The sequence below is a fragment of the Hydrogenophaga intermedia genome, assembly GCF_000723405.1.
Classification (GTDB): domain Bacteria; phylum Pseudomonadota; class Gammaproteobacteria; order Burkholderiales; family Burkholderiaceae_C; genus Hydrogenophaga; species Hydrogenophaga intermedia.
The window spans coordinates 1-12,582 of sequence record NZ_CCAE010000089.1; the positions used below are offsets into that span (position 1 = coordinate 1).

The 12,582-nt window shown below is 71.4% G+C and carries 9 protein-coding genes; 7 read left to right on the forward strand and 2 right to left on the reverse strand.

Annotated features, from left to right (window positions below; translation table 11 throughout):
* The first annotated feature begins 256 nt into the window (after nt 1–256).
* The 4 genes from BN948_RS24715 to BN948_RS24730 are packed head-to-tail and all read left to right on the forward strand — an operon-like array spanning nt 257 to nt 5,004.
* Nucleotides 257–1,411, forward strand: coding sequence for an imelysin family protein (locus BN948_RS24715; RefSeq protein ID WP_009519877.1), 1,155 nt, complete (start codon nt 257–259; stop codon nt 1,409–1,411).
* On the forward strand, nt 1,408–2,883 hold the full coding sequence (locus BN948_RS24720) for a di-heme oxidoreductase family protein (protein ID WP_009519876.1): 1,476 nt from the start codon (nt 1,408–1,410) through the stop codon (nt 2,881–2,883). Before BN948_RS24715 ends, BN948_RS24720 begins: the two co-directional genes overlap by 4 nt.
* A complete protein-coding gene (locus BN948_RS24725) occupies nt 2,883–3,908 on the forward strand; it encodes an imelysin family protein (protein ID WP_009519875.1) in 1,026 nt (341 codons plus the stop codon). Before BN948_RS24720 ends, BN948_RS24725 begins: the two co-directional genes overlap by 1 nt.
* Nucleotides 3,892–5,004 carry a DUF1513 domain-containing protein gene (locus BN948_RS24730; RefSeq protein WP_009519874.1) on the forward strand — a complete coding sequence of 371 codons (1,113 nt, stop codon included), beginning with the start codon at nt 3,892–3,894 and terminating at the stop codon, nt 5,002–5,004. Before BN948_RS24725 ends, BN948_RS24730 begins: the two co-directional genes overlap by 17 nt.
* A 19-nt stretch (nt 5,005–5,023) precedes the next feature.
* Here BN948_RS24730 and BN948_RS24735 read toward each other — a convergent pair whose 3' ends face one another.
* Nucleotides 5,024–6,571 carry a CYTH and CHAD domain-containing protein gene (locus BN948_RS24735; RefSeq protein ID WP_009519873.1) on the reverse strand — a complete coding sequence of 516 codons (1,548 nt, stop codon included), beginning with the start codon at nt 6,569–6,571 and terminating at the stop codon, nt 5,024–5,026.
* 119 nt (nt 6,572–6,690) lie between these two features.
* Between BN948_RS24735 and BN948_RS24740 the strand changes: the two genes are divergently transcribed.
* From BN948_RS24740 to BN948_RS24750, 3 genes are read left to right on the forward strand one after another with little or no spacing between them, the layout of a single operon-like run.
* Nucleotides 6,691–7,881, forward strand: coding sequence for a DUF4382 domain-containing protein (locus tag BN948_RS24740; protein WP_009519872.1), 1,191 nt, complete (start codon nt 6,691–6,693; stop codon nt 7,879–7,881).
* An 18-nt stretch (nt 7,882–7,899) separates the two neighbouring features.
* Complete coding sequence (locus BN948_RS24745) at nt 7,900–8,451, forward strand: RcnB family protein (protein ID WP_035624605.1); 552 nt, start codon at nt 7,900–7,902, stop codon at nt 8,449–8,451.
* Nucleotides 8,448–9,308 (forward strand): MipA/OmpV family protein, encoded by an 861-nt coding sequence (locus BN948_RS24750; RefSeq protein WP_009519870.1) that lies wholly within the window; start codon nt 8,448–8,450, stop codon nt 9,306–9,308. The genes BN948_RS24745 and BN948_RS24750 overlap by 4 nt, the downstream gene beginning before the upstream one ends.
* A 3-nt stretch (nt 9,309–9,311) precedes the next feature.
* On the opposite strand, the gene uvrA is transcribed toward BN948_RS24750, so the two are convergent.
* Nucleotides 9,312–12,362 (reverse strand): excinuclease ABC subunit UvrA, encoded by a 3,051-nt coding sequence (gene uvrA, locus BN948_RS24755; RefSeq protein WP_009519869.1) that lies wholly within the window; start codon nt 12,360–12,362, stop codon nt 9,312–9,314.
* Nucleotides 12,363–12,582 lie beyond the last annotated feature (220 nt).

Consider the following 12,582-nt stretch of genomic DNA (forward strand, 5'->3'; position numbering starts at 1 on the left):
AGGCACCTGGGCGCGCCAACAGACCGAGTGCCAACGAGGTCGTCGGTGATCGGGTGTCCGGCGTAGCGACATAAAGGAGGAGGAGCGGAGCGCGCCAGCGTTCCGATCCGGGGGACAGTCGCGGAGCCGGACACCCGAGCGCCGACGACCGCAGCCACCGGAGAAAGAACCCACACATACGTTCAAACCACACCGATGTTAAGAATTATTTGCATTTAGAATCCGGCGTTTCCCCCTTCTGTCCTGGAGAACCGCCATGCGCCTGAAGCCCCTCGCCGCCGCCGCCGTGCTTGCCCTGAGCCTGGCCGCCCCCCTGCACGCCCAGACCGCCGCCACCCCCGCGAGCGTCGCCACCCACTACGCGACCCTGGTGCACGCCAACTACGAGGACACGCTCAACGCCGCCAAGGCCCTGCAGGCCGCCGTCAAGGCCTTCACCGCCGCACCGTCTCAACAGACCCAGGACGCCGCCCGCAAAGCCTGGCTCGACGCGCGCGAGTTCTACGGCCAGACCGAGGCCTTCCGCTTCTACGGCGGCCCCATCGACAACGACAACGGCCCCGAAGGCCAGCTCAACGCCTGGCCCATGGACGAGTCCTACGTCGACTACATCGACGGCAAGAAGACCGCCGGCATCGTCAACAACAAGAAGCAGGCCCTCACCAAGAAAGCCCTGGCCGCCATGAACGAAAAGGGCGGTGAAGAAAACATCGCCACCGGCTGGCACGCCATCGAATTCATGCTCTGGGGCCAAGACCTCTCCGAGACCGGTCCGGGCAACCGCAGCTTCGAGGACTTCGTCGACGGCAAGGCCCCCAACGCCGACCGCCGCCGCCAATACCTCAACGTCGTCACCGAGCTGCTGGTCGATGACCTGAGCGGCCTGGTGAAGGCCTGGGCACCGGGCGCCAAGAACAATTACCGCGCCAAGTTCGAGAAAGGTGGCAACGAGTCCCTGCGCAAGATGTTCGTGGCCATGGGCTCGCTCTCGCGCGGTGAACTGGCCGGCGAACGCCTGGAAGTGGCCCTGGCCAGCCAGGACCAGGAAGACGAGCACAGCTGCTTCTCCGACAACACCCACCGAGACGCTGCGACCAACGCCAAGGGCATCGAAAACGTCTGGCTGGGCCGCTACGTGCGCGCCGACGGCAGCACGCTGCAAGGCCCCAGCCTGCGCGACCTGGTGAACGCCAAGGACGCCGCGCTGGCCGAGAAGACCTCGAAGCAGATCCGCACCTCGGTGGAATCGGCCGAAGCCATTCCCGCGCCGTTCGACCGGGCCATCATCGCCGGCTCGGCGGGCCGTCCGAAGATCGAGGCCACCATCAAGAGCCTGACGGCGCAGTCGAACGACATCGTGGCCGCGGCCGCAGCGGTGGGCATCAAGAAGCTCACGCTGGTGCAGCCGTGAAGCGCGCGGCCCTCACGGCCGCTGCGCTGACCGCCATCGTGGCGGCCACCCTGGCCGCTGCGCTTCATTCCGGGCAGGCTGGCGCGCAGGCCGCCGCCCCCACCGCCGTTCCCGCCGATGTGGCGCCCGATCCGCTCGGCGAGAAGACCGGCGGCGCGACCACGGTCTGGGCCACGGGGAAGAACGCGTTTTCCTTTCCCGCCGCCAACCTCACGGACCCGGAGCGCACGCGCTTCGTCATCGGCAACTCCTTCTTCAAGCGCAACTGGGTGGAGGCGCCCGCGAGCACCAAGGCGCGCGACGGCCTGGGGCCGAACTTCCTGGCGCGCTCCTGCGGCGCCTGCCACCTGTTCGACGGGCGCGGGGAGCCGCCACCGTGGAAGCGCGGCATTTCCGACGAGGAGCCCCTGGCGTTGCTGCTGCGCCTGTCGGTGCCTGGCGCGGACGCCACGGGCGGTCCGCTTCACGACCCGGTCTATGGCGACCAGCTCAACACCTCCGCCGTCCAGGGTGTCAAGCCCGAGGGCCGCGTGCGGCTGCGCTGGGAAGCCGTGAAGGGTCGATTCGCCGACGGAACACCCTACACGCTGCAGAAGCCTGAATACATCATCGACCGCCTGGCCTACGGCCCGCTCGCGAAGGGCGCCATGGTGAGCCCGCGCATCGCGCCGCAGGTCATCGGCGTGGGGCTGCTCGAGGCCATTGCCGAGCGAGACATCCTGGCCAACGCCGAGGCGCAGGCCGCCATGCCTGGCCCCATCAAGGGCCAGCCGAACCGCGTGTGGGACGCGTTCGCGCAGCGCGAGATGCTCGGTCGCTTCGGCTGGAAGGCCAACGTCGCCACCATCGCGCACCAGACGGCCGGCGCCTTCCATGGCGACATCGGCATCACCTCCACGCAACACCCGCAGCAGACCTGCACGCCGAAGCAGAAAGACTGTCTGGCGGCGCCGCACGGCGGCAAGAGCGGCGAGCCCGAGATCGACGACAAGACCCTGGGCGAGGTGGTCTTCTACCAGGCCACGCTGGCACCGCCCGCGCGCCGCAATGCCAAGGACGTGCAGGTGCTGCGCGGCCAGGCGCTGTTTGCGCAGGCGCAGTGCGCGGTGTGCCACCGGCCCACCTACACCACGGCCGAAGGCCCCTTCCCGCACCTCACCAGCAAGGCCCTGCAGGGCCAGACCATCCACCCCTACACCGACCTGCTGCTGCACGACATGGGCGAGGCACTGGCCGACGGCCGCCCCGATTTCCAGGCCAACGGCCGCCAGTGGAAGACACCGGCGCTGTGGGGCATCGGGCTCATCAAGGACGTGTACGGCCACACGCGCCTGATGCACGATGGCCGCGCCAACGGCGTGCTCGAGGCCATCCTGTGGCACGGTGGCGAGGCCGAGGGCAGCAAGCAGCAGGTGCTGAAATTCAACGAAGCCGATCGCCAGGCCCTGGTGAAGTTCGTGGAGAGTCTGTGATGCGCATCCGTTCCCGCTGGCTGGCCGTGCTGCTGTGCGCCCCGGGCGCGCTCTGGGCGCAGGCCGCCGCGCCCTACTACTACCCGCCCGACGCGGTGGCCGCGCTGTACCGCGACCACACCGCGCCGCTGGCGCGCGGGTTCGCCACGCAGGCGCCGCAACTGGTGCAGGCGCTGCAAACCCATTGCGCCGGCCCCGCCGCGCTGGCCCCGGCGCGCGCCGCGTGGACGAAGACCATGCTGGCCTGGGAACACCTGGCCGCCGTGGCGGTGGGCCCGCTGATCGAGCGCCGCTCGTTGCGCGCCATCGACTTCCAGCCGCTTCGCCCCGATCTGCTCAAGCGCATGCTGGCGCGCGAGCCGAAGACGCTGGAGGACATGGTGCGCGTGGGCACGCCGGCCAAGGGCCTGCCCGCCATCGAGCACCTGCTGTGGACCGAACCCGCCGCACCACGCGGCAATGCCTGCAACTACGCCGTGCTGGCGGCGCAGGAGGTGCAACGCGAGGCCGAGGCCCTGCGCAGCGGCTTCGACGCGCTGGCCGCCACACCGCCCGAAGAAGAGGCCGCCGTCACCGCCTTCGTGGAATTCATCAACCAGTGGCTGGGCGGGCTGGAACGCCTGCGCTGGATGGGCATGGAAAAGCCCCTGCGCGAGGCCGAGACGCGCGGCGCCTCACCCGAGTTCGCGCGCCAGCCCAGCGGCCAGACCGGCGCGGCCTGGGCCGCCGAATGGGCCGAGTTGCGTGCGCTGGCGCGCCAGCCCGACAGCGGCGCACCCGCCATCGGCGCCGGGCGCGTGAGCATCGAGAGCTACCTGCGTGGGCGGGGTCACATCGTGGAGGCCGACCGCTGGCGCGCAGCCGTGGACGAATCCGACCGCGCGATGCAGGCCCTCAAGCCCGGCCAGCCCGCCAGCGTGGACGCGACGGCGCGCACACTCAAGAAGCTGACCGCGCTGATGCAGTCCGAGATCGCGGGCAAGTTGGAAGTGAACCTGGGATTCTCAAGTGCAGACGGAGATTGACGCCCGCCACGGCCTCACGCGCCGCGCCTTGTTCGCGCTGCTGGGCGCCGTGGCCTGGCCGCTGGCCCAAGCCGACGCACGCGGCGAATCCGACGAACTCCTGGCCAGTTGGGCCGAGGCCGGCCGCTACCACGCGGGCCGCTTGAGCGTCGGCGCCGAGGGCGCGCAGGTGCGCTCGCGCATCGAACTGCCCACCCGCGCGCACGGCCTCGCGCTCGACGCTGACGGCAGCGTGCTGGTGGCCGCGCGCCGCCCAGGCGACTGGCTGCTGCGCTGGCGCCCCAAGGGCGGCGAGCCGCAGTGGCACTGGGTGAACGACGACCGCCGGCTCAACGGCCACGTGCTGCCCTCCAGCGACGGGCGTTCGGTGTGGACCACCGAGACCGACCAGGCCGACGCGCGTGGCCTGATCGGCCTGCGCGACGCGCGCACGCTGGAGAAAACCGGCGAGTGGGCCACGCACGGCATGGACCCGCACGAGATGCTGGTGCTGCCCGAGGCCCTGGGCCCGCGCGACCGTTTCCCTGCGGGCACCCTGCTGGTGGCCAACGGTGGCATCCCCACACAGAGTGAGACCGGCCGCAGCCACCGCAACCTCTCGCGCATGGACCCGTCGCTGGTCGCTCTCGACCCCGCCTCCGGCGCCCTGCTCGGCCAATGGCGCCTGCACGACGCGCGCCTGAGCGTGCGCCACCTGGCCTGGGACCCGGTGAGCCGGCGCGTGGGCATCGCCTTGCAAGCCGAACACGACGACGAGGCCGCGCGCCGCGACGCGCCGCTGCTGGCCACCTGGGACGGCAGCGCCCTGACGGCATCGCCCCCCATGGCCGGCGCGCTCGGCTACGGTGGCGACGTCTGCGCGCGCGCGGGTGGCGGTTTCTGGCTCAGCGCCACGCGCGCGAACGCCCTCTTGGGCCTGGCGCCGGACGGCGCCATCGCCGAGCGGGTCACCTTGCCCTCGGCGGGCGCACTCGCCGCGCAAGCCGGGCACGCCTGGGCTGGCGGCGCGGCGGCGGTGTGGAGCGATGGCCAGCAACAGGCCTGGCCCGCCGCGCTGCAGATCGACAACCACTGGGTGAGCCCGCCGCGCGGCTGAACGGGCGCGCGCGGGGCCGTCACCAGGGCAGCGGCGAGCGCTCCAGCGCGGTTTCCATCGTCGGCAGCGCCAGCAGCCCGGCCTCCAACTGCGCCAGCAGCCCGGCCTGCAGTGTGGCCACGAGCGCGGGCGCCAGCGTGGCGGGCACCTGTTGCAGCAACACCTGCGCGGTGCTCAGGTCGTTCAGCTCACCCAGCAGGGTTTGCGCATCGGCCAGCGTGGCCGTGCTGCGCGCGGCGCGCTTGGGCGCGAGCAGGCTGTTGAGGAATTCCTGCGTGTAGCGCAGCTTCTTGAGCGCCAGGCGCAGCTCGTGGCGCCCGTCGGGGCCCAGGCGGCGAGCGTCGCGCGCCTGTTCGCGCAGGCGCGCATGGCCCTGGCGCAGCGTGGCGACGGCCCAGCGTGGCAGGTTCACCCGCGCGCGCGGCGCAGGCAGCGCGAACACCGAGCGAGTGAAGGCCAGCAGGGCCAGCGCGTGGGCCGGGTCCGCCAGCGCGCGCGCCACCGCCAGGTTGGCCTCGCGGCGCTGCCCGGCCACCCAGGCACGCAGGGCCTGGGTGGCCGCCCGCGTGTCGGTTTCGGGCAGGCGCTCGGGCAGCCATTCGGTGGCGAACACGTCCCAGTTGCGCGCGGTGCCGAGCGTGTCGGCCAGGCCCTTCCAGTGTGCGGACCAATGCAACACCCAGCGACGCGGCAGGTGGTCGCGGAACAGCCTCAGGCCCGTGCGCAGGCGGCGCAGGGCCACGCGCAACTGGTGCACGAACTCGGGGTCGGGCAGCGGGGCGGCCGCGGGCGGCAGGTGTGCGAGCGCGCGCGACTCAGCCTCGTTGGCCTGCAGATGCGTCAGGCAGGCCAGGCTGGCGGCCTGGAAGGCCTCGCGCACCGTCATGTCGCGCGCCAGTTCCAGCGGCGCGGCGCGCCGGGGCATGGCCGCCTGGCCGGCGAACAGGGCGTAGCCGCGCTCGGCCTTGCTGCGCGGTTCGGGGTGCAGGTGCAGCGCGCCCGCGGTCTGCCCCTCGGGGCCCAGCACCAGGGTGTGCGCCAGGTCGAGCAACGCGTCCACCGGGCCGTCGAGCAGCTCCAGTTCCACCTCGAGCAGCCGCTCGCGGCGCACGCGCCGGCCGCTGCCCACGCCGATGTGGCCGTCGTCGAACGCGAGTTCGATGCGCGCGCCCGCGTGCTCCACCACCATGGCGCGGCGCACGAAGTCGGTGCGGAACACCGCGCGCAGTCGCGGCGCCCAGTCCTGCAGGGCGGCGGCCAGCGCGGGTTCGTCCACGACACGCGAGAAGTCGATCCGCCCGCGCGGCTTGGGCACCTCCCATTCACCGCGTTGCGACAGGCCGCCCACGGTGCTGCCCGAGGTCTTGACCGTCAGCAGGCTGCGGCCGCCCACGCGGCGCTCGCGCAGGGCCAGGCGCGCGTCGCGCAGCGCCAGCTCGGGCGTGTCGAAGTAGGTGTTGAACAGGCGCTGGCCCGCGCGCGGCAGGCCGCTCATCAGCGGGTGGGCCAGCAGGCGCTCGGCGTCCCTCGGGTGCAGCGCGAGCTTGAGTTCGGTTTCCTGGGGCATGAATCGATCAGATCACAGTTCCTTGATGTCGCACCTTACAACTGGTAACCGGGGCGGCGCTACCTCGGCCAACAATGCCCATCCGCGCACCCCACGGTGCGGTGTCGTTGGAGAAGAACATGAACCTGATGTCCCGGATGCGCGTCGCCCTGGCGGCGGCGCTGATGCTGCTGCTCGCCGCTTGTGGCGGTGGCGGTGGCGGTAGTGGAGACAGCGGCAGCGGCACGCTGCGCGTGGCCCTCACCGACAACCCCGCCTGCGGCTACGACGAGGTGGTGGTCACCGTGAACGAGGTGCGCGTGCACACCGCGGACGCGCCCGACAGCGACCCGGGCTGGCGGTCCATTCCCGTGAACCCACCGCTCACCGTCGACCTGCTGGACCTGACCAACGGCACCCTGCTCGACTTGGGCCAGACCCTGGTTCCCGCCGGCACCTATACGCAGCTGCGCCTGGTGCTGGCCGCCAACACCGGCACGCTGGCCGACCGCAACTGGATCGTGCTCAGCAGCGCACCCGGCGTGAAGGTGCCGCTCAAGACGCCCAGCGGACAGCCATCGGGCCTGAAGGTGCAGACCAGCCTGGCCGTGCAGGCCAATGGCCTGACCGACGTGGTGATCGACTTCGATGCCTGCAAATCGGTGGTGATGGCGGGCAATTCGGGCCAGTACCTGCTCAAGCCCGTGCTGCGTACCCTGCCGCGCGTGGAAACGGGCGTGATCGGCGAGCTGTCGATCGCCACGGCCACGGCGGGCGCCAGCGTCTCGCTGCAACAGGGCGGCGAGGTGCGCCGCGCCACGGTGGCCGACGCCAACGGCCTGTTCAAGCTGCAACCCGTGGAGCCGGGCGAGTACACGCTGGTGGTGACCGCGCCCGGGTACGCCACCGCTGCGGTGCGCCAGGTGCTGGTGAGCAGCGGGCAGCTCGTGCGCGCTCTGCCGGCCGGCCAGCGCATCGACCCGCCCGCCTCTGGCACGGCGATCTTCGCCGGACAGGTGTCGATCACGCCGGTGCCCGCCGAGATTGACGCGTCCGTCGCCGTGCGCCAGAAGCTCTCCGCTGGCGACACGATCACCCTGGTGGACCGCCCGGTCAACGCCATCACCGGCGAATACGCCCACACCGGCCTCGCGGTGGACGCGCCGATCGTGGCCCAGCACGCCGCTGGCGGCGCGCTGAGCTTCTCGGCCGACAACGGCGCCGCCGGCAACTTCACGGTGCGCGCCACCACGGGTGGCGCGAGCAAGACCGCCGATCACCTGGGGGTGAGTGACAGTGACACCGTCGACCAGGATTTCGTTTTCCCCTGAACCGCAGAGCCCCAAGCCATGCCCGTCCTTCATCGATCCCTCTCGACCGCCCTCCTTGGCGCCGCGCTGGCGCTCGCCACCGCCCCCGCACTGGCCGAAAAACCCCCGCACGCGGGCGGCGGAAAACACGGCCAGTCCGAAGAGAAATCCAAAGGCGGCAAGCCGCACAAGAGCGAGCGTGGTGACCGCGACGACGGGCCGCGCCACAGCGGCTCGGGCGGCGACCGCACGAACCTCTCGGTCAACGTGCAGATCGGTGGCTACTTCACCGACGCGCAGCGCCGCACCGTCGTCGACTACTACGAGCCGCGCTTTCGCGCCGGCAACTGCCCGCCCGGCCTGGCCAAGAAGAACAACGGCTGCATGCCGCCGGGGCAGGCCAAGCAGTGGCGCCGGGGCGCGCCGCTGCCGCGCGACGTCATCTACTACCCCGTGCCCGACGCCATCTCCATCCGCCTGGGCGTGCCGCCGTCCGGCCACAAGTACGTGCGCGTGGCCACCGACATCCTGCTCATCGCCGTGGGCACGGGCATGGTGATCGACGCCATCGAAGACCTGAGCCGGCTGTGAAGCAGGCCCTGGCCGGCGCGGTGCTGTCGCTGATCGCCGCCGCTGGCCTGGCGCAGGACGGCGCCGACGCCCCGGCCCAGGGCCGAACCGCAGCGCCCCGCGATGAGGTGGCGCTGCAGGCCAGCCGCGACTACCTCATCGGCGCGGCCATCGGCTCCTCGGCCAACCCGCTGGGCACGGCGGAGCAGAAGCTCTCGTTCGGTGGCATCTGGGCCTTCCAGCTCGGGCGCTTCCGCTTCGCCAGTTCCGGCGCCAGCGCGCTGCTCAACCAGGGCCGTGAAACGGTGGACAGCGGCGTGAGCACGCAGCTCGCGCGCAGCGACAAGGTCTCACTCAACACCTCGCTCGCCATCGACGACGGCCGCGACTGGCGCGACGAGAAGGACCCGCGCTTCCACGGCCTGGGCAAAGTACGCGCCACCGTGCGCGGCCGGCTCACGCTGGGACTCACGCTCAGCGAGCGCTGGAGCCTGACCAGCCGCGCCTCGCAGGACCTGCTGGGCCGCGACGGCGGCCTGCGCCTGGACACGGGCCTGAACTACCGCCACCGGATCTCGCGCGACACGCACTGGGACCTGTCCTTCGGCGCGGGCTGGGCCAACGGCACCTTCCGCCAGACGCACTACGGCGTGAGCCCCGAAGGCGCCGCCGCCACCGGACTGCCCGCCTACGCCCTGGGCGGCGGCTGGGACAGCCTGTCCATGGGCTGGCGCATCACCTCGGCGTTGAACCGGCACTGGGTGGGCTACGCCGGCCTGGGCGTGGCGCAGTTGCAGGGCGCCGCGCGGCGCAGCCCCCTGGCCACGCGGCCCACCACCTACAGCGCGGGGGTGGGCTTGGCCTACCGCAACCGCTGAGCCTTACAGCAAGCGCGCGAGGTAGTGCCCCGTGTGGCTGGCCGGGTTGGCCGCCACATCCTCGGGCGTCCCTTGCGCCACCACCGTGCCGCCGCCGGTGCCGCCCTCGGGGCCCATGTCGATCACCCAGTCGGCTGTCTTGATCACGTCGAGGTTGTGCTCGATCACGACGATGGTGTTGCCCGCGTCGCGCAACTGGTGCAGCACCTTGAGCAGCAGCTCGATGTCGGCGAAGTGCAGGCCGGTGGTGGGCTCGTCCAGGATGTAGAGCGTGCGGCCGGTGTCGCGCTTGGAGAGTTCGAGCGCGAGCTTGACGCGCTGCGCCTCGCCGCCCGACAGCGTGGTGGCGGCCTGGCCGAGCTGGATGTAGGACAGGCCCACGTCCAGCAAGGTCTGCAGCTTGCGCGCCAGCGTGGGCACGGCGCCGAAGAATTCGTGCGCCTGCTCCACCGTGAGCTCCAGGATCTGCGCGATGTTCTTGCCCTTGTAGAGCACCTCCAGCGTCTCGCGGTTGTAGCGCTGGCCATGGCAGACGTCGCAGGGCACGTAGACATCGGGCAGGAAGTGCATCTCGACCTTGACCACGCCGTCGCCCTGGCAGGCCTCGCAGCGGCCACCGGCCACGTTGAAGCTGAAGCGGCCCGGGCCATAGCCGCGCTCGCGCGCAGTGGGCACCTCGGCCATGAGTTCGCGGATGCCGGTGAACAGGCCGGTGTAGGTGGCGGGGTTGCTGCGCGGCGTGCGGCCGATGGGCGACTGGTCGACGTTGATGACCTTGTCGAAGTGTTCGAGGCCCTCGATGGCCTCGTGCGGCGCGGGCTCGTCGTGCGATCGGTAGAGGGTGCGCGCCACGGCAGCGTAGAGCGTGTCGTTGACCAGGGTGGATTTGCCCGAGCCCGATACACCGGTGACGCAGGTCAACAGGCCCACCGGAAAGCTGGCAGTGACGCCGCGCAGGTTGTGGCCCGAGGCCCCCACGACGCGGATGGCCAGGCCACTGCCGTCGGCCACGGGCTCGGCCTTGGCGCGACCCTTGGGCCCGGCGGGAAAGCGCGGTTTGGTCGGCACGGCAGGTGCCGACCTGGCGTGCGCGATCTGCCACGGTGTGCGCCGCGTCGGCACCTCGATGCGCCGCACGCCGCCCAGGTACTGGCCGGTGAGCGAGTCGGGCACGGCCACCACGTCCGCGCAACTGCCCTGGGCCATCACGCGCCCGCCGTGCACGCCGGCGCCGGGGCCCATGTCGATGACGTGGTCGGCGGCGCGGATCATGTCCTCGTCGTGCTCCACCACCAGCACCGTGTTGCCCAGGTCGCGCAGGTGCTGCAGGGTGCCGATCAGGCGGTCGTTGTCGCGCTGGTGCAGGCCGATGCTGGGCTCGTCGAGCACGTACATCACGCCGGTGAGGCCGCTGCCGATCTGGCTGGCCAGGCGGATGCGCTGGGCCTCGCCGCCCGAGAGCGTGTCGGCGCTGCGGTCCAGGCTCAGGTAATTCAGGCCCACGTCGTTGAGGAATGTCAGGCGCTGGCGGATTTCCTGGATCACGCGACCCGCGATCTCGCCCTTGGCGCCGGACAGGGTGAGCGCCCCGAACCAGCGCAAGGCCTCGCCGAGCGTGACGTGGCCGACCTCGAAGATGGCGCGGCGCTGTTCGCCTTCGCCCACGAACACATGACGCGCCTCACGGCGCAGGCGCGCGCCGCCGCAGTCGGGGCAGGGCTGCGTCGCGCGGTAGCGTGCGAGTTCTTCGCGCACGGTGGCGCTGTCGGTCTCGCGCCAGCGCCGCTCGAAGTTGCGCACGATGCCTTCGAAGGGGTGCTTCTTGCTCACGCGCTTGTTGGCTCGCTCGCCGCCGTCCAGCGCGTACTGGAAGCGGATTTCTTCCTCGCCCGAACCGAACAGCAACACCTGGCGCACCGCCTCGGGCAGGGCCTCCCAGGGCGTGTCGACATCGAAGCGGTAGTGCGCGGCCAGGCTTTCGACGAGCGAGAAGTAGTGGCCGTTGCGCCGGTCCCAGCCCTTGATGGCGCCGCTGGCCAGGCTGAGCGAGGGGAAGGCGACGATGCGCGCGGGGTCGAAGAACTCGGTGTGGCCCAGGCCATCGCAGGTGGGGCAGGCGCCCAGGGGCGAGTTGAAGGAGAACAGGCGCGGCTCGAGTTCGGCCACGGCGTAGTGGCACAGCGGGCAGGCGAAGCGCGCGGAGTGCGCGTGTTCCTCGCCCGAGTCCATGTCGAGCGTGATGGCGCGGCCATCGGCCAGGCGCAGCGCGGCCTCGAAGCTCTCGGCCAGGCGCTGGCGCTGCGTGTGGGCGCCGGTGGCGTCGGCCTCGGCGCGCACCTTGAGGCGGTCGATCACGACGTCGATGTCGTGCTTGTCGTTCTTCTTCAGCGTGGGCAGGGCCTCGGCCTCCACCACCGCGCCGTTCACGCGGAAGCGCACATAGCCGCGCGCCTGCATGTCGGCGAAGAGCTCGGCGAACTCGCCCTTGCGCGCGCGCGCCACCGGCGCCAGCACCATGAGGCGCGTGCCTTCGGGCAGCGCCAGCGTGGCGTCCACCATCTGCGCCACGCTCTGCGCGGCCAGGGGCAGGTCGTGGTCGGGGCAGTGCGGCGTGCCGGCGCGCGCGTAGAGCAGGCGCAGGTAGTCGTGGATCTCGGTCACCGTGCCCACGGTGGAGCGCGGGTTGTGGCTGGTGGCCTTCTGCTCGATGGCGATCGCGGGCGCAAGGCCCTCGATGAGATCGACGTCGGGCTTGTCCATGAGCTGCAGGAACTGCCTCGCGTAGGCGGACAGGCTCTCGACGTAGCGGCGCTGGCCTTCGGCGTAGAGCGTGTCGAAGGCCAGGCTGGACTTGCCTGATCCCGACAGGCCGGTGATCACCACCAGGCGGTGTTTGGGAATGTCGAGGTCGATGTTCTTGAGGTTGTGCGTGCGCGCGCCGCGCACGGACAGCGTGGCGCCGCGCAGGCGCATGGCGTCGCCGAGGTAGCGGGCGTCGGGTTCGGCCACCTTCAAGGGGGCGGCATCGCCCGGGCGCGGATCGGTGGACGGCATGTCGGAAGGCGAAATCGGGTTCAAGGCGCGGGTCGTGCAGGGCAACCGGACATGATAAACCGCAGCGCTTTGCCGTCCGGCGGCCCATCCCCGCCCGGGCAGCACCAGGCGGCCACCGGCCCTGCCCCTGCGCAAGGTGCTGTTTCGCAGATCGAAATGGTGTCTCGACTCGGCCCCGCCCCGCACCCATGATGCGGCGCAGAAGGGACCCGCCATGACA